Annotated in this window: 20 protein-coding genes and 2 pseudogenes; 16 read left to right on the plus strand and 6 right to left on the minus strand. The window is 61.0% G+C overall.

All coding sequences use genetic code 11. From position 1 onward, the window contains the following. Nucleotides 1–463: 463 nt before the first annotated feature. Together ACZ1HM_RS00435 and ACZ1HM_RS00440 are read left to right on the plus strand one after the other, a co-directional pair. Nucleotides 464–1,768: an AAA family ATPase gene (locus tag ACZ1HM_RS00435; protein ID WP_472740464.1), complete on the plus strand. Its 1,305-nt coding sequence runs from the start codon at nt 464–466 to the stop codon at nt 1,766–1,768. Then, on the plus strand, nt 1,765–2,835 hold the full coding sequence (locus tag ACZ1HM_RS00440; RefSeq protein ID WP_472740466.1) for a ParB N-terminal domain-containing protein: 1,071 nt from the start codon (nt 1,765–1,767) through the stop codon (nt 2,833–2,835). The genes ACZ1HM_RS00435 and ACZ1HM_RS00440 overlap by 4 nt, the downstream gene beginning before the upstream one ends. A 147-nt stretch (nt 2,836–2,982) precedes the next feature. Here the strand turns inward: ACZ1HM_RS00440 and bchO are convergent, their stop codons facing one another. The 4 genes from bchO to crtA form a co-directional block, all read right to left on the minus strand. Next, a complete protein-coding gene (gene bchO / locus ACZ1HM_RS00445) occupies nt 2,983–3,852 on the minus strand; it encodes an alpha/beta fold hydrolase BchO (RefSeq protein WP_472740468.1) in 870 nt (289 codons plus the stop codon). A 1-nt stretch (nt 3,853) separates the two neighbouring features. Then, nucleotides 3,854–5,332 carry a VWA domain-containing protein gene (locus tag ACZ1HM_RS00450; RefSeq protein WP_472740470.1) on the minus strand — a complete coding sequence of 493 codons (1,479 nt, stop codon included), beginning with the start codon at nt 5,330–5,332 and terminating at the stop codon, nt 3,854–3,856. A gap of 148 nt (nt 5,333–5,480) precedes the next feature. Next, nucleotides 5,481–6,485, minus strand: coding sequence for a magnesium chelatase ATPase subunit I (bchI, locus tag ACZ1HM_RS00455; RefSeq protein WP_472740472.1), 1,005 nt, complete (start codon nt 6,483–6,485; stop codon nt 5,481–5,483). Continuing rightward, a complete protein-coding gene (gene crtA / locus ACZ1HM_RS00460) occupies nt 6,482–7,186 on the minus strand; it encodes a spheroidene monooxygenase (RefSeq protein ID WP_472740474.1) in 705 nt (234 codons plus the stop codon). Before crtA ends, bchI begins: the two co-directional genes overlap by 4 nt. A gap of 111 nt (nt 7,187–7,297) precedes the next feature. Here crtA and ACZ1HM_RS00465 point away from each other — a divergent pair, with 111 nt between their 5' ends. The 3 genes from ACZ1HM_RS00465 to tspO are packed head-to-tail and all read left to right on the plus strand — an operon-like array spanning nt 7,298 to nt 10,353. Then, the gene (locus ACZ1HM_RS00465; RefSeq protein ID WP_472740476.1) at nt 7,298–8,842 is read left to right on the plus strand and encodes a phytoene desaturase; all 1,545 of its coding nucleotides are present in this window, start codon (nt 7,298–7,300) and stop codon (nt 8,840–8,842) included. After that, entirely contained in the window at nt 8,839–9,852 is a 1,014-nt protein-coding gene (gene crtB, locus ACZ1HM_RS00470) for a 15-cis-phytoene synthase (RefSeq protein ID WP_472740478.1), read from the plus strand. The genes ACZ1HM_RS00465 and crtB overlap by 4 nt, the downstream gene beginning before the upstream one ends. Nucleotides 9,853–9,870: 18 nt before the next feature. Further along, complete coding sequence (tspO, locus tag ACZ1HM_RS00475) at nt 9,871–10,353, plus strand: tryptophan-rich sensory protein TspO (RefSeq protein WP_472740480.1); 483 nt, start codon at nt 9,871–9,873, stop codon at nt 10,351–10,353. Between the two features lie 21 nt (nt 10,354–10,374). On the opposite strand, the gene crtC is transcribed toward tspO, so the two are convergent. Continuing rightward, on the minus strand, nt 10,375–11,214 hold the full coding sequence (crtC, locus tag ACZ1HM_RS00480; protein ID WP_472740533.1) for a carotenoid 1,2-hydratase: 840 nt from the start codon (nt 11,212–11,214) through the stop codon (nt 10,375–10,377). After that, a complete protein-coding gene (gene crtD / locus ACZ1HM_RS00485) occupies nt 11,199–12,773 on the minus strand; it encodes a 1-hydroxycarotenoid 3,4-desaturase CrtD (RefSeq protein ID WP_472740482.1) in 1,575 nt (524 codons plus the stop codon). Before crtD ends, crtC begins: the two co-directional genes overlap by 16 nt. 94 nt (nt 12,774–12,867) lie before the next feature. On the opposite strand from crtD, the gene ACZ1HM_RS00490 reads away from it, so the two are divergent. From ACZ1HM_RS00490 to pufL, 11 genes and pseudogenes are all read left to right on the plus strand, one after another. Then, nucleotides 12,868–13,752 (plus strand): polyprenyl synthetase family protein, encoded by an 885-nt coding sequence (locus tag ACZ1HM_RS00490; protein WP_472740484.1) that lies wholly within the window; start codon nt 12,868–12,870, stop codon nt 13,750–13,752. Next, nucleotides 13,752–14,877: pseudogene (locus ACZ1HM_RS00495) on the plus strand (methyltransferase). Before ACZ1HM_RS00490 ends, ACZ1HM_RS00495 begins: the two are co-directional and overlap by 1 nt. Nucleotides 14,878–14,991: 114 nt before the next feature. Beyond that, the gene (gene bchC, locus ACZ1HM_RS00500) at nt 14,992–15,933 is read left to right on the plus strand and encodes a chlorophyll synthesis pathway protein BchC (protein ID WP_472740486.1); all 942 of its coding nucleotides are present in this window, start codon (nt 14,992–14,994) and stop codon (nt 15,931–15,933) included. Beyond that, entirely contained in the window at nt 15,930–16,949 is a 1,020-nt protein-coding gene (locus ACZ1HM_RS00505; protein WP_472740488.1) for a chlorophyllide a reductase iron protein subunit X, read from the plus strand. Before bchC ends, ACZ1HM_RS00505 begins: the two co-directional genes overlap by 4 nt. Then, the gene (locus ACZ1HM_RS00510; RefSeq protein ID WP_472740490.1) at nt 16,936–17,115 is read left to right on the plus strand and encodes a hypothetical protein; all 180 of its coding nucleotides are present in this window, start codon (nt 16,936–16,938) and stop codon (nt 17,113–17,115) included. The genes ACZ1HM_RS00505 and ACZ1HM_RS00510 overlap by 14 nt, the downstream gene beginning before the upstream one ends. Further along, the gene (bchY, locus tag ACZ1HM_RS00515) at nt 17,112–18,674 is read left to right on the plus strand and encodes a chlorophyllide a reductase subunit Y (RefSeq protein WP_472740492.1); all 1,563 of its coding nucleotides are present in this window, start codon (nt 17,112–17,114) and stop codon (nt 18,672–18,674) included. Before ACZ1HM_RS00510 ends, bchY begins: the two co-directional genes overlap by 4 nt. A gap of 127 nt (nt 18,675–18,801) precedes the next feature. Continuing rightward, complete coding sequence (gene bchZ / locus ACZ1HM_RS00520) at nt 18,802–20,265, plus strand: chlorophyllide a reductase subunit Z (RefSeq protein ID WP_472740494.1); 1,464 nt, start codon at nt 18,802–18,804, stop codon at nt 20,263–20,265. Next, nucleotides 20,262–20,495 (plus strand): cytochrome PufQ, encoded by a 234-nt coding sequence (gene pufQ, locus ACZ1HM_RS00525; protein WP_472740496.1) that lies wholly within the window; start codon nt 20,262–20,264, stop codon nt 20,493–20,495. Before bchZ ends, pufQ begins: the two co-directional genes overlap by 4 nt. A gap of 143 nt (nt 20,496–20,638) precedes the next feature. After that, nucleotides 20,639–20,794, plus strand: a complete 156-nt coding sequence (gene pufB, locus ACZ1HM_RS00530; RefSeq protein ID WP_472740498.1) for a light-harvesting antenna LH1, beta subunit — start codon at nt 20,639–20,641, stop codon at nt 20,792–20,794. 17 nt (nt 20,795–20,811) lie between these two features. Next, nucleotides 20,812–20,970 carry a light-harvesting antenna LH1, alpha subunit gene (gene pufA / locus ACZ1HM_RS00535; protein ID WP_164355052.1) on the plus strand — a complete coding sequence of 53 codons (159 nt, stop codon included), beginning with the start codon at nt 20,812–20,814 and terminating at the stop codon, nt 20,968–20,970. Nucleotides 20,971–21,090: 120 nt separating this feature from the next. After that, nucleotides 21,091–21,923 (plus strand): annotated as a pseudogene (gene pufL / locus ACZ1HM_RS00540) (photosynthetic reaction center subunit L). The last annotated feature ends 2 nt before the right edge of the window (nt 21,924–21,925 follow it).

Raw genomic sequence — 21,925 nt, forward strand, 5'->3', positions numbered from 1 at the left:
CGTGTCCCGAACTCTTTGGTTCGATTAACTGCTTCCAGTGAAAGGCAACGCTTTTCAGGAAGCTTGTCTGATTTGCGTCCAAACGTTCGATTCTGTCAAGGCTTAGCTGATCTTGTGGGTGTCGCTTTCCCAAATCAAAAGAAAGAAATCAGGTTAAATAGGTATAGGGTGACATACAGTCTGTCCCCTAGTTAGACTCTTTTGTCCCCTATTCGTCTCTGATCTTTTCAAACCTGTCCCCCTTGGGACGGTCTGTTTGGTGGTGGGGTCAAGGAGCAGAGCGATTCGCTTTGGGCCAACTATATATGGTGTATTCGCATAATAACGTGATTTACTTTTTTCGCAAAATCAGCGTAAATCGGAAAGTGTGCGGAATTAGCGTCCTGTTTCTATGCAAAACCGCTCCACACCCCTGTCCCCGCGGGGACACATGGCGAATAACGTGAGAATAGAGGCAGTTACCATGTTCACCCATCAAGATCTTGCAGCGTTGCAGGCACAATCGCTCAAGATGCAAGGATTCATCCGTCAGCAGACCTTTTCCCCTGAGAACGAAAAGACCCTGCGCCGCTTTTCCAGCTGGGAGGTGGCGGAGCTGATCTTTAAGGTTAATCAATCGACCCTGCGGGGACGGCTGGCGGCAGACCCCTCCCTGCCCCAGGGCCAGACGGAGGAGGACGGCCGCCAGCATTGGTACAGCTTGGAAGAGATCAATGAGCTGCGCCGCCGGCTCAAGATCAACCGCAAGAGCCTGATGCCCCACCGCCCCGCAGGCAAGCGCGCGATGCGCGCGGCGATTGCCAACTTCAAAGGGGGTGCCGGTAAATCCACCGTGGCACTGCACTTTGCCCATGCCGCGGCCTTGGATGGCTACCGCGTGTTGGTGGTGGATTTTGACCCGCAAGCCACGCTCAGCCATTCCATGGGGCTCAATGATGTGAGCGAGGAATACACCGTCTGGGGCGTCATGGCCCGCGACCTCATCCGCGAGACGGAGCGGATGAATGCCGCCACGCGCGGCGCGGAAAGTGGTGCTGCCCTGCCCCAACGCAAGCTGCCCAGTTCGATCACCGAAATGGGGCTGCACGATCTGCGCGTCACGGACTTTATTAAGCCCACCAATTGGCCCACGATTGACGCCCTGCCCTCTTGCGCCAACGCGGCCTTTGTTGAATTTGCTTCGGCCCAATACCGGCACCTGAACCCTGAGTGGTCGTTCTTTGCCGCGGTCTCTCGCTACCTCGATAGCCTGCCGGATGACGCCTATGACCTCATCCTCTTCGATTGCCCGCCTGCCATCGGCTATCAATCCATGAACGCGGTCTTTGCGGCGGATGTGCTCTATATCCCGTCTGGGCCCGGCTATTGGGAATACGATTCGACCACTTCCTTTATCGGTCAGCTGTCTGAGGCGCTGGAGGATCTGGAACGCTTTGGCGGCGCTGTCCCCGGCGGGACGCTGACGCTCCCTAAGGTTTTCGCCGATGTGCGTTTCCTGCTCACCCGGTTTGAAAGCAACAATGAGCTGCACCGCGCGATGCAGTCAGCTTTCGGCAAGGTCTTTGGTGACAGACTGGCCGAACACCCGATCGAAATGACCCGCGCGGTGGAGCAATCGGGGCGGTTCTTAAGCTCCATCTATGAGACAGACTACCGCGATATGACACGCGAAACTTGGCGCCGGGCGCGGGCGTCTTTTGATCAGGCTTATGATGAATTCAAAGGCCATCTGATCACCGCCTGGGACACGTTGGAGGATAGAACATGAGCAAGAAAAAACGCGTCTTCGACATCAACTTTGACGACGCTGAGGTCACGCCTGAGCCAAACGTCCCCGCGGGGACAGAGCGGCGCGGGCCGATGGCCGCGGCCATCACCGAGAACGCCGAGGCGCTCACCGAGCGACAGGCGGCCGAGGCGGCGATCCGCGCGGAAAACGATGCCTTGGCCCATGAACATGTGCGCCTGAAAAAGGCGGGGCTGATCACCGATTTGATCCCGCTGTCAGAGATCCGCACAGACAAGCTGACCCGTGACCGTGCGCCGGGCCGCGATGATGAGATTGATGAGCTCAAGACCTCGATCCAAGAGATTGGCCTGTCCAACCCCATCCGGGTGGAGCAGGTGGGCGACACCTATGAGCTGATCCAGGGTTTCCGCCGCTTCACCGCCTATCAGGAGCTTTATGAGGACACCGGGGATGAGGCATTTGCCACCATCCCCGCGGGGATCAATGCCAAGGGTGAAAACCTGCTGCGGCTCTACCGCCGCATGGTGGATGAAAACCTTGTGCGGCGCGGCGTGTCTTTCGGAGAGATGGCGCAGTTGGCGATCAACTACCGTCACCAGGCGCCGGAGGTCGAAGGCTATGACCATGCGGTCGCTTTGCTCTTTGCGGCCTCTGGCCGGCAGAAACGAAACTACATCAAACATTTTGTGCGGCTGCTGACGGCGGCAGAGGGGCACATTCAGCATGTCGATACCATTCCCCGGTCGCTCGGGCTTGAGGTGGTCAAACGGCTTGAGGAACACCAGGACGCGAAAGAGATGTTGGTCCGTCTGTTGTCCGGCAAAGCGGCGCGCAGCCCGGAGCAAGAGCAGGCCTTGATGGCCCAGTTCGTGTCCGAGTTTGAGGTCTCCAAAAAGGAGAAGGTCAAGATCGGTCGCCCGCGTTTGGCCAAGACAACCTTTCGGGTGGAGCGTCCCGGCGGGGACGCGAAGTGCACCGTGTCCGACGGACGGGTTGAGCTGCGCCTGGACCGCGATTTTAGCGGGATGGAGCGTAAGCGGCTGGAGGACGCGGTGGAGGCGTTCCTGGCGGCGTTGGACGATTAAGCCGCGCCCACTTTCGTGGCATCAAAGCGCCGGTCCTGATGGGGGCCGGCGCTTTTGCTTTAAGGGGGCTGATCTGTGCAAATGAGGCGTCAAATCGCCGCCAGAAAAAGTGTCCCCGCGGGGACACATGCGTTATTTTGTTTTATTTCAGATGTTTAAGGGTGGTTCGCGAAAAAAGTCCGCCATGGCGTCCATCACTCTTTGCGCATCCTCTTCATGGGCCAAATGGCCCAGTCCCGGCAGGGACAAATGCTGTGCCTGGGGCATTTTTGCAGCCACTTGGGTTGAGGTGCTGGGGGGCACGGCCTTGTCCCGGTCACCGGTAATCAGCAAGGTTTCCGAAGGGTGTTGGGGCAGGGCGTGCAGCAGGGGGTTCAGATCCCACTGCGCCATCATCGCCAGGGTGCCGTCCACATGTGCGGCATCGCTGACCAGGGCGCGATACCATTGCATGTCCTCGGGGCTCAGGCTTGATCCCGTGCCCTCAATCAACCGTGTGACGGACTGGGGCCGCGCGGTGGAGGCGGTGAACATCCGCGCCACCCAGGGCGTCATCGCAAGCGCCTTGGCCATCAGCGGAAAGAGCAGACCAGCCAGCCCTTTGAAATTCCCAAGCGCGGCATTCAGCCCAATGACCGGCGGGGCAGGGGAAAGGTCTGCGGCCATCTCAAGTGCGATGGCAGCACCCGCGGAGTGACCGATCAGCAGCGCTGGCTGCCAGCCCTGATCGGCGCAGAGCTTGCGCAGGTCTTGGGCCATGGGCTGCAACCCCATCCGCCCCTGCGCGCCGCTGCGGGTAAAGCCCTGTCCCGGCAGATCCATCGCGATCACACGGTGGCTTTGGGCCAAGAGCGGCATCAGATGGCGCCAGCTTTGCGTGGCCCCGCCCGCACCGTGGATCAACAGCACAAGCGGGCCTGCGCCCATCTCTTGCACATGCCAATGGTGCGGTTTGCACATCACGAAACGGGACTGGGCCGCGTGGGGCCAGGTGCTGCCGTGCTGCGCCCAATCCATGCTAATCGCGCAGCGCCGCGCTGACTGTCTCTGAAAGCGTATGCGCATTCGCACGCGGAAGTGAGACATAGCGTCCCCGCAGGGACACAGAGAGGTCGCGCAACGCGCGCTCCGGGCGGCGGCTGGTGTCGATGACGATGCTGTCGATGCCTGCGCGGGCGATGTGGTGGGCCATATCCGTGGCGTCAGCGGCGGCTTGTGCGCGGTCCGCGCTGCCATCCAGCGCGATGTTGCTGCGCCCATCGGTGAGCAGGATCAGAACGGGGCTCATCCCCTTGCGTTCGGCTTGGAGTGCAGTCTCTAACCCGTGCCTCAGACCCGATGCCAGCGGGGTGCCGCCGCCACCGGGCAAAGCCGCCAGGCGGCGTTTGGTTTGCACCAGTGACCGTGTGGGGGGCAAAAGCACTTCGGCATCTTCGCCCCGGAATGAGATCAGCGCGACGTGATCACGCCGGGCATAGGCTTCGGCCAAGAGCAGTTCCACTGCGCCTTTCGCCTCTGCCAGGCGGGCCAGAGCGGCGGAGCCTGAGGCATCAACGGCAAAGATCAGCAGGCGGTCGGACAGTTCTTCATAGCGTTTGTGGCGCAGGTCGGTGGGGTGAATGATCGGGCCTTGGCGGTCTGGTTGGCTTCGCCTGCGGAGCGGTTGCCAGGGCACAGCCGCGCGCAGGGTAGCGATTAGGTCAACGCGGGCCGCGCCAGAGGCCGCACCGCGCGCGGGCAGGGGGCGTCCCCGCCGGTTCCCGACACGCTTCTGTCCGGCACCATTGCCTGCCGTTTTCGCCTTATTAGAGCCTGTTTTGTGCAGCAGATCGGTGGGCAGGGCGGTTTCAATTGCTTCCAGCAGGATTTCGTCTGGCAACGTTGTGCTTTGCGAGCTGGATTGCGTGTCATCCGGCTGGCCGTCAGGGGGCGGTGGTGGTGGTGGTTCCTGATGCTCTTGCGGGAACTGGGTGGCGCGGGGGGCAAGCACCAGTTCAGCGGCGGCGTGGATATCCGCCTCAGCCACGGTCCGGCGGCCATGTAGGGCGGCATGCGCGCGTGCTGCATTCAGTGCAAGGGCAGGGGCGCGCAGGCTGGTGATGCCCAGAGAGACTGCGAGGGCGGTCAGATCGTTGATCGCTGCGTCGGTGATGATCACGTCTTGGGGCAGCCGATATGCAACCTTGGGTTGATTTTCCACATCGATATCATGCAGGCCAAGGCCGTCGAAGGAGACATGAAACGCCAGCCGTTCTTGCAAAGCGCCGGGGGCAGGGACCTCATCCTCCCCATGTTCATCCAGCGCAATCAGGCGCAGTCCGCGGCGCCCGTCCAGCGCGCGGGCAAGCTGAGCGGCCATGAGAGGCGGTGTGCGTTCGGCCATGGGCAGGATGAATTGCTGGTCCACGCCTTCCAGCAGCCCGCGTTGATGCACCAGCGTGCCTTCGGCAAGGCTTTGTGAGACGTCAATGCCGCCTGAAAGCGCGTCTTCGGTCATATTGGGGTGCAACCGGGTGCCTTTGCCCCCAGGAGCCGCAGAAAGGCGTCTCTGGCGGGGCCTGAGCGGGCGTGCAGCAGGATACCGCCCAATCCGTCTGGATCCAGCTTGAGCAGCCTCAGGGCCGTTGTTGCGCGGCCCCGGGGTGTCATCCCAGCACGTCTTCGACGACGCGGGCCACGCGGCTGCCTGATCCGGCCTCATCCAAAGGATCGCGGCGCAGGCGGTGGCGCAGGGCCAAGGGCGCCACATCGCGGATATGGGTGCGGGTGAGCGTGGTGTCGCCGACAAAGGCTGCATGTGCACGCGCGGCCTTGAGCAGGGTAAGTTCGCCGCGCAGACCGTCAGAGCCAAGCTTGATGCACAGCTCAGCCACGTCGCGCAGGCTGTCTTCTGGGGTTTTGAGCCGGGCCAAACGCTTGCGCGCGGCAAGGATTTGCGTGCGCAGCAACGCGTCTTCGGCGTGCCAGCGCAGCATGAAGGCGGTGTGATCGCTTTCATAGGCGTCGCGACGTTTGATCACCTCAATCCGTTCGTCAATATCGGTAGGTGAGGCCACATCAACCGACAGACCAAAGCGGTCCAGCAGTTGGGGTCGCAGCTCTCCCTCTTCGGGGTTGCCCGAGCCCACCAGAACAAAACGCGCGGCATGGCGGATGGAGAGGCCTTCGCGTTCAATCACGTTCTCACCCGATTGCGCGACGTCCAGCAGCAGATCCACGATGTGATCCTCAAGCAGGTTGACCTCATCAATATAAAGATAACCCCGGTTCGCCGCCGCCAAAAGGCCCGGCTGAAACGCCTTTTGCCCCTTTGTTAGAGCCTTTTCGATGTCCAGTGCACCCGTCACGCGGTCTTCTGATGCGCCAAGCGGCAGGTCCACAACCGGCGTGGGCACGTGATGCGTGGCCTTTTTGGTTACATTGGCCCGGGGCGGGCAACCGGTGAATTTTTCGCTGTTCACGGGGCAGGCTTTCACCGCCTTGATGGGGGGCAAGAGGGCGGCAAGCGCCCGCACGGCGGTGGATTTGCCAGTGCCCCTGTCGCCAAAGACCAACACGCCGCCGATTGCGGGATCAATCGCGGTGAGCAGCATGGCGCGTTTCATGTCCTCTTGGCCAACGATGGCGGAGAATGGGAACGGCTGTTTCATGAGGCCTCCAGTGCTTTGAGAGGGGAGGATCCGCCCCAGCTGCCTTCGTCGTGCAGCAGAGTGAAGCGGGCGTAGAGTTCTTCGCGGAACCAGCCTTCGTCGCGTACGGCGCGAATGGCTTCGGCATGGGGGCCGGTGCGGGCGAAGTTGGCCATGCGTTGGGCGTCTGGCCAGATAGAAAAGGTGACCTGATGCAGCCAAGGCACCTCTCCGATGCCGATTTTGAAGACGACATTGGGGTCTTGGCCGATCACGGCTGAAATATTGGGCACCCGGCCCCAAAAGCGGCTCAGGATGCGGGGTTTTATGGTGGCGCGTGTCAATGCGGCCAGTGGGCCGGGGGCGGCGGTTTGCTGGGCTTGAAACGGTGCGACGCCAGACCATTCACCACGCACGCTGTCCGCGCTCATGTAGAGGGTCCAGTGTTCTGAGGCGCGCGCGCGGTAGCGGTTGAAAATGCGCGCCTCTGCCTGCGCGTGTTGTGCGGCGTGCAAGCTGGGCCAGGTGCATAGGATGGCATAGACGCCTAGGTTCGGGATGGGCGTGAACCCTTCGCCGACGCCAGAGCCGCAGAGTTTCCAGAACTGAACATCAGGCAGTCGTGCCATGGCAGGACGGGCAAGTCCCATCATGGCAAAGGCCCATGCGCGGGCCATCACGCCATCAAAGCGGTAAAAGCTGAGGCTGACCACCTGTGTCAATGTATCCGAGTCCCTTCGGCTGTCAGCTTAGATTTACACAAAAGCCGTCATTTGGAAAGAGCAGTGCGGAGACGATTGTAAATTAAAGTGGACAGTTGTACGATTTGAAATATGACAGATCGAGACTCGGACAGTGTAGATCGGCGTGCCATCGTTATTGGGGCAGGCCTTGGTGGGTTGGCCGCGGCGATGCGGCTGGGGGCCAAGGGCTATGATGTAACGGTGCTGGACCGGCTGGGTGAAACCGGCGGGCGCGGATCCTCGATCACTCAGGCGGGCCACCGGTTTGATCTGGGCCCCACGATTGTCACGGTGCCCAATGTCTTTGAAAAACTCTGGGCCGCTTGCGGGCGCGATTTTCACCGGGACGTCACGTTGAAAAGCCTCGATCCTTTTTACAAGGTGCGGTGGCCGGACGGCACCGTGTTTGAGGCCAGCGGCGATGATACCCGCATGGAAGCCGAAGTGGCCAAGATCAATCCAAGGGATGTGGCGGGGTATCGCCGGTTTTTGAAGGATTCGCATCGCCGCTACGTTGTCGGGTTTGAGGGCATGGTGGCCAAGCCGATGCACCGCGCCTGGGAGACGATCAAAGTTCTGCCCACCTTTGGTTTGCTGCGCGCGGATCGCTCTATCTACGGCCTGGCGGCATCGCGGGTTAGCCACGAAAAGCTGCGCATGGCCTTGTCGTTTCACCCGCTCTTTATTGGGGGCGATCCGACCCATGTGACCTCAATGTATGCGCTGGTCGCACATTTGGAGAAGACCTATGGCGTGCATTATGCCATGGGCGGCGTGCAGGCGATTGCCGATGCAATGGCCGATGTTGTGCGCGCACAAGGTGGGGCGGTGCGCCACAATGCGGAAGTGGATGAAATCCACGTGGCTAAAGGTGCCGCAACCGGTGTGACACTGAACGATGGTACCCGTCTGGACGCGCCTTTGGTGGTCAGCAATGCGGATGCGGGCCACACCTATGAACGGCTGTTGCGCAACCATAAGCGGCGGCGGTGGAGTTCGGGCAAGCTGCGGCGGATGCGTTGGTCTATGGGGCTTTATGTCTGGTATTTCGGCACAAAAGGCACGCGCAAGATGTGGCCTGATCTGGGCCATCACACCATTCTGAACGGGCCGCGGTTCAAGGGGCTGCTGAAGGACATCTTCATGAAAGGTGTGCTGTCAGATGACATGAGCCTTTATATCCACCGCCCCTCTGAAACCGATCCTACGGCAGCACCTGAGGGGGATGATACATTCTATGTGTTGTCACCTGTGCCGCATCTGGGATGGAAAAAGGCGGTGGACTGGCGCGCCGAAGAACCGGTGTACCGTGAAAAGGTGGCGCAGGTTCTGGAAACTGTCATGCCCGGTTTCCGCGACAAGATCAGCACCGAGCTGGTGTTCACGCCTGAGACATTCCGCGACCGTTACCTAAGCCCGCATGGGGCAGGCTTTTCGTTTGAGCCGCGCATCCTGCAATCGGCGTGGTTTCGGCCCCATAACGTCAGCGAAGAGGCCAAGGGCCTGTTTCTGGTGGGCGCTGGCACACACCCCGGGGCGGGGTTGCCGGGCGTTGTTTCAAGTGCGGAAGTGCTGGGCAAGCTGGTGCCGGATCTGCCGCGCGTGCTGGATGAACAAAGGCTGGCCGCGGAATGATTGCACCTCAGGATATGGCGCATTGCCGCGAAGCGATTCGCACCGGATCATTGTCGTTTCACACCGCGTCCAAGCTGCTGCCTGCTGCGGTGCGTGAACCGGCGCTGGCGCTTTATGCTTTCTGCCGGTTGGCGGATGATGAGGTGGATGAGGGCACGCATAAGGCGCGCGCGGTGCTGGCGCTGCGGGACAGGTTGGATGCGGCCTATGCCGGGCGGCCCCAGAATGCGCCCGAAGACCGCGCCTTTGCGGCGATCATCGAAGAGTTTGACATGCCCAAGGCCCTGCCTGAGGCGTTGTTGGAGGGTCTGGCCCGGGACGCGGCCGGGCAACGCTATGCCACATTGTCGGACGTGCGGGCCTATTCGGCGCGCGTGGCCTCGGCTGTGGGGGCAATGATGTGTGTCCTGATGCGGGTGCGCGATGCGGATGCGCTGGCCCGCGCCTGTGATCTTGGTGTGGCGATGCAGCTGACAAACATCGCCCGCGATGTGGGTGAGGATGCGCGCGCGGGGCGGCTTTATCTGCCGACAGATTGGCTGGAGGACGCCGGGATCGAAACCGATGCGTTCCTGGCGCAAGAAGTGGCCCTGGCTGAGACACAACGCATGGTGCGCCGGCTTCTGGCCGAGGCGCACCGTCTCTATATCCGTTCTGAGGCTGGGATTTCCCGCCTGCCGCTTTCGGCGCGCACCGGCATTTTTGCGGCACGCCTGGTCTATGCGGGCATTGGCACTCAGATTAAACGCAACGGCTATGACAGCGTCACGCGCCGGGCGCATACCTCAAAGCGGCAGAAACTGGGTTGGGTGGTGCAATCGGGCCTGCGCGCAGCGGGCACTTTGGTCATGCCACAATCGCCAGTTCTTTTTGCCGCACCGCTGCCAGAGGTGGCCTTTCTGGTTGATGCTGCTAGGTCCGGAGACAGGGCTGCGGGCCGGACGGCTGCGTTGTTGGATATGCTGGCTGATCTTGAACGGGATCAGCCTTCACAGATGGCGGCAGAGTAAGCCGCGTAAGGAGCGGTCATGGACTTTCTGTTGTTTGGTCTTTTCATTCTGACGTGCGGTGCTGCGGCCACAACGGGGGCCGTTTTCCCACCTGGCAAATGGTATGAGACCTTGGCCAAACCCAGCTGGACACCACCCGACTGGGTGTTCCCCCTGGCCTGGACATCTATCTATCTGCTGATCTCATTTGCTGGTGCGCGTGTGGCCGTGCTTGACGGTAATGCCTATGCGATGGCGTTTTGGGCGATGCAGGCGGGGTTTTCCACCCTGTGGACGCCTGTGTTTTTCGGCCTGCGCCGCATGAAAGGCGCGCTTTTGGTGATGATCCCCCTTTGGGCGTCGGTTGCGGGATGTGTGATCACCCATTTCCAACTGGACACCTGGGCTGGGCTTGCCTTTGTGCCTTACCTGATTTGGGTGAGCGTTGCGGCGGCATTGAACCTGTCGGTGGCACGGCTGAACCCGGATGTGGTGCCGTTCAAACCCGCAGAGCTTGACTAGCGATAGCGCCCAAGCGGCCGGTTAAAACGTCCAATGGGCGCGCCGGGGCACACGCACGGCCAGCATCGGTTTCAAAAGCGGATTGGCGTAGCGGTTAAGATCCAGCGCCTCATGAACGCCCTGCGTGCGTTCGCCCGCGATCTGGGTTTGCACGACGGAGCGGGAATAGAACGGCGCGTCCAGCATGGCCTTGGTTTGGCGCGGCGTGATGCCGGGATCAGCGCGGGTTTCGCGGCGCAACGCCCAAAGGGTGCGTTTGAAAGTTGTGCGGGGTGGGGCTGCGATAGGGCGCGCTTCCCCGTTTTCGGCAAAGGCCACTGCCGCTTCCAACGCGGTGCCATCGCGGCGGGTTGCGTCGTAAAAACAGGTGGCACCTGCAGCGGTGGGATAGCGGCCCCAGGTCCAATAGCTGAAATCAGCCTCCAAGGGTCGGGTGCCAAAGTTGGCATCGAAATAGCCGTGCCCATCAAACTGCCAGCCCTTGGCTTCCAGGTTCACATTGATGCGCGACACAGGGGCGAAGGGCCGCCAGACATGGGCGCCATCACGGGTGAGGGGCAGCTCCACGTTTGTGACAGCTGCCGGGGTCACGGTGACCTGCCCCCGCATGCGTGAAATCAGCGGCAACGAGGAGACTTCGTTGATGTCGATCACCAGCTTGTCGCCCGTCCAATGCAGCGATGAGGGGCCCACCGTAAACGTATCATCGGTGGTGCGTAGCGCCGCGGTGCCCCTGTCGGTCATGGCAAAGCGTCCGCCACGGCCATAGGTGGCCACGTTAATGCAGCAGTGGTTTGCCGGGTTGCCCCGACCTGACCAGTGATACCAGGGCGAAAAAACAGAGCCTATGAAGGCGATGATGGAGATGGCGCGTGTCCCGCAATCGGAGACCCCATCGATGTACCACCAGGCGTATCCCGTGGATGGGACGGTGAGGTCAAAGAATGGTCGATCATGATCGCATCGACCGCGTGCCGTGCGCAGAGTGTCGCCATCGGGATCCCCGCTCCCGGATGCACGCCCCCGCCCACCAGGTAAAGACCCGGTATCTTGCTGCGTACCGTCGGGCGCTGAAACGCTGCCATCATCCCATGTGGGGAACGCCCGTAAAGCGACCCGGTGCTGGCCGGGAACATCTGGGCGAAATGCTGGGGCATTGTGAGACTGCTGGCGTTGGGGCGCGGACTGAAGTGCAGACCGAAGTGGGCCAGACGTCTGAGGGTCGCTGAATGACATTGTTCTTGCTCCTCTTGGGAAAGCGGGGTCGCATCGCTGGTGGGTGCGGCGTTCATGATGATCTCAAAGCGCTCTGGGCCGCTGGGCTGCTGGCCGCCAAAGCGGTCTTGGGCGCAGATATAAAGGGTGGCGTCCTCAGGCCGTTCGCCGCGTGCGATGGGATCGAATTCATCACGCGGGTTGGCGCAGAAAAACACGTTGTGACCGGCAAGGGCCGGGCCACTGGGTTCGGCGGCAAAGCTGTGGACATAGGCCGATAGGCTGCGGGGGTCGGTGGCTTTGTGGGTTACGGCCAGACGGGCGCCGTCCCCCATCAGCCCTTCGCGCAAAGCGCGCGGGTCGCCGTTAAAGAGCACGGCGTCAATGGGATGACGGTCGCCGTCGGTTTCTATTGCCGCGGGGCGGCCTTGTTGCATTTCAATGCGCCGGACGTGGGTGTTTAGATGGATCTTGGCGCCAAGGGCCGCCGCGCGGGTGGCCATGGCCTGGGCCAATTGGTGCATCCCCCCTTCAACATACCAAACGCCCTGCGCCTCAGCATGAGAAATCAGGCTGAGCAGGGCAGGGGAGGCATAGGGCGAGCCGCCCACATAGGTGGCATAGCGGCCAAAGAGCTGCGCCAGGCGGGGATCAGAGAATTGCTTGGCCAGGCTTTGCGCCAGCGTGCGGTGGCTGTCCATCTGGGGGATCAGCCGGGGGTTGCGCATCACTTGGGTGATCAGGGTCAACAAAAAGGGCTGCGCCGTTTGCATCATTGGGGCGTCAAAGGCGTCAAAGAGCGTGGCGGCGCGGGTGGTGAAGGCCTGAAACTCTTGCGCTGAGGTCAGCCCAAAGGCCTGCGCCACATTCGCCATCGTTTCTTGCCGGTCCGCTGTGATGTCAAAGACCGTGCCATCGCGCCAAAAGTGCCGCGCAAGGATATGTTCGCTCCTCAGCGTGACATGGTTGGACAGCGGGCTGCCTGTGCTGGTGAAGAGATCCTCAAACACCGTCTTCATGGTCAGCACGGTAGGGCCTGCATCCACCGGCCCTGCGACCGATGGCACCGTGCGCATTTTGCCCCCCGGTGCCGCGTGACGATCAAAGACGGTAACCTTGGCCCCGATGTGGGCCAGCCGCATGGCGGCGGCCAAACCGCCCACGCCAGCGCCGACGATGGCGATATGCGGGCGGTGGTCCGTCACGTTTTCTGGACAGTTCTAGAATTCCATTTGTCTAGTTTAGTTGACACGTAGAATGTCAGCAATAGACTACATGGGACCTGTCAGGAGAGTCGTCATGGATATTGCCACGCGTATAGACACCGCTATTTCCGAAGCCATTCGGCACGGGCAGGCGGCCCCATCGCCGGGCAGACTTGCCTCAGCCTTGCATTATACGGTGACGCCGGGGGGCGCGCGGATCAGGCCTTCTATCCTGATGTCCGTGGCAGGGGCCTGCGGCGACAAACACCCTGAGGTGGCCAATGCAGCGGCGGCCGCGTTGGAGCTGATCCATTGTGCATCGCTGGTGCATGATGACCTGCCTTGCTTTGATGATGCGGACATGCGGCGCGGTAAACCGGCGGTACACAAGGCCTTTGGCGAACCGCTGGCTGTGCTCACAGGTGACAGTTTGATCATCATGGCGTTTGAGGTTCTGGCGCGGGCGGCGGTGAAAGAGCCGGTGCTGGCGGGCAAATTGATTGCGATCCTGGCGAACCGGTCTGGCATGCCCAATGGGATTTGTGCCGGTCAGGGGTGGGAAAGCGAAGAAGAGGTCGATCTGCGGGCCTATCATCGGGCCAAGACTGGGGCGCTCTTTATGGCGGCGACGCAGATGGGCGCTGTTGCCTCGGGCGAGGATGCGGAGCCTTGGGAAGAGCTGGGCGCACGCATTGGCGAGGCGTTTCAGGTCGCGGATGATTTGCGCGATGCGCTTTATGACGAAGAGACCTTGGGCAAGCCGGTGGGGCAGGATGATCTGCATGGGCGGCCAAATGCGGTGACCGAATTTGGCATCGAAGGCGCGATTGCTCATATGCGTGAGATTTTGACGGGCGCGATCGCCTCCATCCCGAAATGCCCCGGCGAGGCGATGCTGGCCAAGCTGGTGACCGCACAGGCTGAGGTGCTGACCCCCATTAAGTGGCGCGCCGCGCAGCGGCATGTGCCGGGCGAATAATGGCTGACGTTCCGCTGTCACCCATAAGCCCGCCGCGACGTGGGTTTTCATTTTCCGGGTTGGTGGCCAGCCGGGGGTTTCAGAAATGGGCTGCCCGGTTCCCGCTGACGCGGCCCTTCGTGCGCAAGGAGGGTGAGGCGCTTTTTGATCTTTTGGCGGGGTTTTGCCATTCGCAGGTCTTGATGGCGTTGGTGGCGTTGGACGTGCCGCAAAAGCTGATGGCGGGGCCGTTGGCCTTGCGGACGCTGGCGGGACAGACCGCCGTGCCAGAGGCGCGGATGCAGGTGCTGATGCGCGCGGCGGTGTCGCTGGGGTTGGTCAAGGCGAAACGTGGCGGGCGTTTTGCGCTGACGCAACGTGGTGCCGCGCTGGTGGGCGTGCCGGGGTTGCAAGAGATGATCCGGCATCATGATGTGCTCTACCGGGATCTGGCCGATCCAGTGGCATTCTTCCGGGGAGACAGATCCCGAATTGGCCGGATTTTGGCCCTATGTCTTTGGGGGCGATGTCGACCCGCAGGTGGCTGAGACCTATTCGGACCTGATGGCGCAGAGCCAGCTTTTGGTGGCAGATGACACGCTGGATACCGTCAGCCTAAAAGGTGTGCGGCACCTGATGGATGTGGGCGGTGGCACAGGCGCTTTCCTGGCTGAGGTCGGGCGGCGCTATGCGGACATAAAGCTGACGTTGTTTGATCTGCCCGCCGTGGCCCCGCATGCCACGGCCCGCTTTGCCCAGGAAAAGCTGTCTGAGCGCACAGAGATTCGGTCAGGTTCCTTCCGCACAGATGGCGTGCCCGCGGGGGCGGATGCGATTTCGCTCATTCGGGTGCTTTATGATCACGCCGATGAAACGGTGGCCGCACTTTTGGCCTCTGCCTATGACGCGCTGCCTGAGGGAGGGCGGCTGATTATCTCAGAACCGATGAGCGGTGGGGATAGGCCTAACAGGCCGGGGGATGCGTATTTTGCGCTCTACACCTTGGCCATGGGCACCGGAAAGGCGCGCAGCGCGGATGAGATCATCACGCTTTGCCGGTCGGCAGGTTTTCGCGAGATCAAGAAGATGCCTGTGCGCCGTTCTTTCATCACCTCCTGCGTTGTTGCGACGAAAGGACACAGATAAATGTCTAATCGCGTTGACAGAAAAAAGTGTCAGGTTTAACTTACATATAGAAAAGGACGGTGTACCGAGTCTCTGACAGGCTTGCGTCACCGGTTAAGTCCAAAGGGGAAACTGTTGCTCACCACCGCTGTCATCTTGAACGGACCGCGTGACCTTGGCCTGGATCGGCTGAGCGTGACCCCGCCTGCGGCGGGTGATCTGGTGATTGAGGTGACGCACTCTGGCATCTCAACGGGCACGGAGAAACTTCTTTGGACAGGTGAGATGCCGCCCTTTCCGGGCATGGGATATCCGCTTGTGCCGGGCTATGAGGCCGCGGGCGAAGTTGTCGAAGCAGCACCGGCCACGGGGTACAAACCGGGTGACCGTGTGTTTGTGCCGGGGGCCAATTGCTTTGACGGGGCCTTTGGCCTGTTCGGCGGCGCGGCCTCATTGCTGGTCAGCGATGCGGAGCGGGTGACACGGATTGATCCAGGTCTTGAGGCTGAGGGCGCTTTGCTTGCGCTGGCCGCAACCGCGCGCCACGCGATGGCGGGCCCTGGCAAAGCGGTGCCGGACCTGATTGTGGGTCACGGTGTCTTGGGCCGGTTGCTGGCCCGTCTGACAATTGCTGCTGGCGCGCCAGCTCCCACGGTGTGGGAGATTGACCCCAGCCGCGCGGCGGGGGCCGATGGTTATGAAGTGTTGCACCCCGATGCCGATCCGCGCCGCGACTACACATCTGTTTATGACGCCTCCGGTTCGGTGGAGGTGTTGGGCGATCTGATTGGTCGCATCGTTAAGGGCGGTGAGATTGTGCTGGCCGGCTTTTACGCCCAGCCGATCCAATTCGCCTTCCCCCCTGCCTTTATGAAAGAGGCACGGTTCCGGGTTGCCGCTGAATGGACACGGGATGACCTGATGGCCACCCGCGCCCTGGTGGAATGCGGCGCGCTGAGCTTGGGCGGTTTGATCACGCACCGGGCCAAGGCCGCGGATGCGACCACCGCCTATGAGACAGCCTTCTCTGACGGGAACTGTCTGAAAATGATCCTCGACTGGAAAGGTCACGCATGACACTCGACATTCCCAACCTGAAGGATGGCGGGACCATCAAAGACTTTGACCAGCGTTTGCGGGATGAGGCCAATGAAGATCTGGCCGACATCATCGCGGAAGAGCCAAAGTCCAAAACGCAGATCATCGCAATTTATGGCAAGGGCGGGATTGGCAAATCCTTCACGCTGGCCAACCTCAGCCACATGATGGCTGAGCAGGGCAAACGTGTGCTGCTGATCGGCTGTGATCCAAAGTCTGATACGACCAGCCTGTTGTTTGGCGGCAAGGCGTGCCCAACGATCATTGAAACTTCCACCCGCAAGAAGCTGGCGGGCGAAGAAGTGCAGATCGGCGATGTCTGTTTCAAACGTGGCGGTGTCTTCGCGATGGAGCTGGGCGGGCCAGAAGTGGGCCGGGGCTGTGGCGGACGCGGGATCATCCACGGGTTTGAGCTCTTGGAAAAGTTGGGCTTTCACGATTGGGACTTTGATTACGTCTTGCTCGACTTCTTGGGCGATGTGGTCTGTGGCGGCTTTGGTCTGCCGATTGCGCGGGACATGGCGCAGAAGGTGATCTTGGTCGGGTCGAACGATCTGCAGTCACTTTATGTGGCCAACAACGTCTGTTCGGCGGTGGAGTATTTCCGCAAGCTGGGCGGCAACGTGGGTGTTGCGGGCCTGGTGATCAACAAGGACGATGGCTCGGGCGAGGCGCAGGCCTTTGCCGATGCGGCGGGCATTCCGGTACTGGCGAGCATTCCGCAGGACGATGACCTGCGCAAGAAATCCGCGAACTATCAGATTGTCGGATCTGCCTCCACGCAGTGGGGTGGGCTGTTTGCTGAGCTGGGGATGAACGTGGCCGAAGCGCCGCCGGTGCGCCCAACGCCGCTGGACCAAGACGGTCTGCTGGGGCTCTTTGATGCCTCGGAAACTGGCGGCAATGTGGTTCTGGAACCTGCAACAGACACCGACATGCGCGGCAAGAACGCGGCACCGAAAGCCAGCCTTGAGGTGATCTATGACGAAGCCTGAGCTGAGCGATGCGCTGGAGAGCGCGCTGAAAGAGGTGGATGTGGGCCGCATCAAGACCGCTCTGGGGGCGGATGCGGACAAACGTTGTAGCGACATTGCGGCTGAGGGCCGCGAGATTGATCTGCAAGGCGCGCTGGATGAAGCCGCAGCAGGTGCCAAAGCATGAATGGACCCGTCAAATATGACGATGCCGAAGCCGTAGAGGTGGAAACCGGGACCGAGATTGAGGGGCGCGATGCGCCGATTCCTCAGGACGGTCTGGGCTGCCACTCCGGCGCCACGATGGAGGCTGCCGCGCGGGCGGCGGGCCAGTCTGAGCTTTTGGACCAATTCGCCAAGGATTACCCCCAAGGCCCCCATGACAAGCCGCAGTCCATGTGCCCGGCTTTCGGCTCATTGCGCGTGGGCCTACGGATGAAGCGCACCGCGACGATCCTGTCAGGATCGGCCTGCTGCGTGTACGGGCTGACCTTTGTGTCGCATTTCTATGGCGCGCGGCGGTCGGTTGGTTATGTGCCGTTCAACTCAGAAACCCTGGTGACCGGCAAGCTTTTTGAAGACATCCGCGAAGCGGTGCATGACATTGCCGATCCTGAGAAACTGGACGCGGTGGTGGTCACCAACCTCTGTGTGCCCACGGCCTCTGGCGTGCCGTTGCGGTTGTTGCCGGATGAGATCGACGGCGTGCGGATTGTGGGCATTGATGTGCCCGGCTTTGGCATTCCGACCCATGCGGAGGCCAAGGATGTACTGGCCGGTGCCATGCTGAATTACGCCCGGCGTGAAATTGAAGCCGGTCCCGTTGCGATGCCTGACAGCGGGAAATCCGACCGTCCGACCGTGAGCCTGCTGGGTGAGATGTTCCCCGCTGATCCGATGATGATTGGTCAGATGCTGGCCCCGCTTGGATTGGCCGCAGGCCCCGTGGTGCCATGCCGGGAGTGGCGTGAGCTTTATGCAGCATTGGATTGCGGTGCGGTGGCAGCGATCCATCCGTTTTATACCGCAAGCGTGCGCGAATTTGAGGCGGCAGGGCGGCCCGTCATCGGTTCAGCCCCTGTGGGCCATGACGGGACCGCAAGCTGGCTGGCGGCTATCGGCGATGCCTTTGGCCTGTCAGCGGACAAAGTGGCTGAGGCGCAGAATGCTGTGCTGCCCGCGATCAAAGGAGCCCTTGCGGCCACGCCCATTGAGGGGACGATCACGCTTTCAGGCTATGAAGGATCGGAACTGCTGGTGGCGCGCTTGTTGATTGAAAGCGGCGCAAACGTGCCCTACGTCGGCACCGCCTGTCCCAAGACACCCTGGTCGGCAGATGATGCCGCCTGGCTTGAGGCCAAAGGGGTCAAGATCCAGTACCGCGCGTCGCTGGAAGACGACTGTGCGGCGGTGGAAGCCATCAAGCCGGACCTGGCCATCGGCACCACGCCTGTGGTGCAAAAGGGCAAAGAGCTGGGCATCCCGTCGCTTTATTTCACTAACCTGATCTCTGCGCGTCCCTTGATGGGTGTCGCCGGGGCGGGATCCTTGGCGCAGGTCATCAATGCGGCCATCGGCAACAAGGACCGGATGGGCAAGATGAAAGCCTTCTTTGAGGGTGTGGGTCACGGCGACACCGCTGGGGTCTGGGAAGGCGCGCCAAATGTGCAGCCGCAATTCCGGGCGCAGAACCTCAAGAAGTTGGAAAAACAAGCACGGGCGGCGGAAGCCGCGCGGATGATTTGATGTTTGTGCAGGACCATATGTTTGGTGCGCATGAATGCGCACCCTACGGCATGAAACGCGGGCGTTTGTGTGGCTTGGTGCGTGCGGATGAGGTGTATTGGAAAGATGAAGCGGGCGGAGGTGCGCCATGCTGATCCAAGATCATGACCGCGCCGGGGGGTATTGGGGGGCTGTTTATGCCTTTTGTGCCGTCAAAGGATTGCAATGTGTGATTGATGGCCCGGTGGGGTGTGAAAACCTGCCGGTGACCTCAGTGCTGCATTACACCGATGCGCTGCCGCCGCATGAGCTGCCGATTGTGGTGACGGGTCTGGGCGAAGGCGAGATGGGTGCGGGCACAGAGGACGCGATGAAACGCGCCTGGGATGTGCTGGATCCGGCTTTGCCTGCGGTGGTGGTCACTGGCTCAATCGCTGAGATGATCGGCGGTGGCGTGACGCCGCAGGGCACCAACATTCAGCGGTTCCTGCCGCGCACCATTGATGAGGATCAGTGGGAAGCGGCGGACCGGGCGATGACCTGGGTCTTTACCGAATTTGGTATGACCAAGGGGCGGATGCCTAAAGAGAAAAAGCGCGAAGAAGGTGCCAAGCCACGGGTGAATATCCTGGGGCCGATGTATGGCACGTTCAACATGCCCTCTGATCTGGCTGAGATCCGCCGTTTGATCGAAGGCATCGGTGCGGATGTGAACATGGTGATGCCGCTTGGGTCTCATGTGGGTGAGATGCGCAACCTGGTGAATGCCGATGTGAACGTCTGCATGTACCGTGAGTTCGGGCGCGGGTTGGCCGAAGTTCTGGGCAAGCCTTATCTTCAGGCCCCGGTTGGGGTGGAAAGCACCACGAAGTTCCTGCGCAAATTGGGGGAGCTTTTGGAACTGGATCCTGAGCCTTTCATTGCGCAGGAGAAACATTCGACGATCAAGCCGGTATGGGATTTGTGGCGTTCGGTGACGCAGGATTTCTTTGCCACCGCGTCTTTCGGGATTGTCGCGAACGAGACCTATGCCCGCGGCGTTCGGAATTTCCTGGAAAATGATTTGGGGCTGCCCTGTGCCTTTGCGGTGGCGCGGACGCGCGGCAAAAAGACCGACAATGATCAGGTGCGCCATCTGGTGCACAACACCCGGCCGCTGATCGTGTTGGGCTCCATCAATGAAAAGATGTATCTGGCTGAGATGAAATCGGGCTTTGGCCCGGCACCGGCCTTTATCCCGGCCTCTTTCCCAGGCGCGGCCATCCGGCGCGCCACGGGCACGCCTTTCATGGGCTATGCCGGGGCCACCTATCTTGTGCAAGAAGTGTGTAACGGGCTTTTTGATGCGCTGTTTCACATTTTGCCACTGGGGTCTGAGATGGACGCGGCCCCGGCAACACCAACCCCGCTTAGGCGGGATTTCCCCTGGGATGCGGATGCCCAGGCCAAGCTGGACGAGATTGTCGCCAGCCATCCGATCCTGACACGGATTTCCGCCGCCAAGACCCTACGCGATGCCGCTGAAAAGCGCGCATTGGATGCAGGTGACGAACGCGTGGTGCTGGAGACTGTTGAGGGGCTGCAACCTGCGACGGGAGGCGCAAAATCATGACAGACATGACGACCGATACCGCACAGACACAGGCCAGCCGCACCAAGAGCGGCCCGCCCATGCGAGAGTACTACGTATATTTCGCCATCATCTTCACGGCCACTTTGCCACTGGCCTTGTTGACTTGGGTGTTGAGCACCGCCCGCCGGATGGAGCTGCCAGAGCGCGGTCCCATCAAGGCGGCGTGGTCTCAGGCCCGCATCATCACCCCACGCATCTTTTCTGCGTGAGGTATCAGATCCCGGGAGCCTCCCCGGAAAAGAGGTTCGCCACTCCCCCCGGGGTGGTGGATTAGGGCAGGGGATGAGCCCCTGTCGTAACCCGGCCGCGGGGGGTGCGCGGCGTCGGCACTTTTTTTCGTAAGGAGAAAAACATGGCTGATAAAAATGACCTGTCCTTCACAGGTCTGACAGACGAGCAAGCGCAGGAACTGCACTCGGTCTATATGAGCGGCTTCACGATTTTCGCAATCGTGGCTGTTGTCGCCCATTTGCTGACGTACTTCAAACTGCCTTGGTTCGCCTGGTAATTGAGAGGATCTGAGACATGGCACAGTTTTACAAAATCTGGCTGATCTTTGACCCCCGCCGCGTATTCGTGGCGCAGGGCGTGTTCCTCTTTTTGTTGGCAGCGATGATTCACCTCGTCCTGCTCAGCAATCCAGAGACGAACTGGTTCAACCTGGCCTTTGGCGCAGGTGAGTAAGCTCAGCTCCTAAGACAAAGCCGCGGGCGGGGCAGCCTCCCGCCCGCAGCAACCATACGTTATTCACGCGCATCTTGCGGCCCGCAGGGACCTGGCCTTTGGCGCAAAAGGAGAAAGAAGATGGCACAGCTCAGCTTCGAGAGAAAATACCGGGTCCGAGGCGGGACATTGGTAGGTGGCGATCTGTTCGACTTCTGGGTGGGGCCGTTCTACGTCGGATTTTTCGGCGTCACGACGTTCTTTTTTGCCGCACTCGGCACGATACTGATCTTTTACGGTGCCGCCCTTGGCGACACTTGGAACCCCTGGCTGATCTCTATTGATCCGCCCAGCTTGGAGGTGGGCCTGGGTATGGCGCCACTGGCCGAGGGGGGCTTTGGCAAATCATCACCATGTGCGCGACGCTGGCCTTTGTCAGTTGGGCGCTCAGAGAGGTGGAGATCTGCCGCAAATTGGGCATGGGCTTTCATGTGCCCTTTGCCTTTAGCATCGCGATCCTGGCCTATGTCACGCTGGTGATCATCCGGCCTGTGCTGATGGGCGCTTGGGGGCATGGCTTCCCATACGGGATCTTCAGCCACCTCGATTGGGTGAACAACGTGGGCTATGCCTATGGCAACTTCCACTACAACCCGGCGCATATGGTGGCGATCACGTTCTTCTTCACCAACTGTCTGGCGCTGGCGCTGCATGGCTCCTTGGTGCTGTCGGCGGTGAACACGGGTGGCAAGGAAAACCACATCGTCACACCGGATCACGAAGACACCTATTTCCGCGATCTGATTGGCTATTCCATCGGGCCGTTGGGCATCCACCGTCTGGGCCTTTTGCTGGCGCTGAACGCGGGTCTGTGGAGTGCGATCTGTATCGTGATCTCAGGCACCATCTGGTTCGACCAATGGAGCGCATGGTGGGATTGGTACGCATTATTGCCCTGGTGGGCGGATCTTTAAGG

Source organism: Sulfitobacter sp. GN1-4, assembly GCF_055693825.1.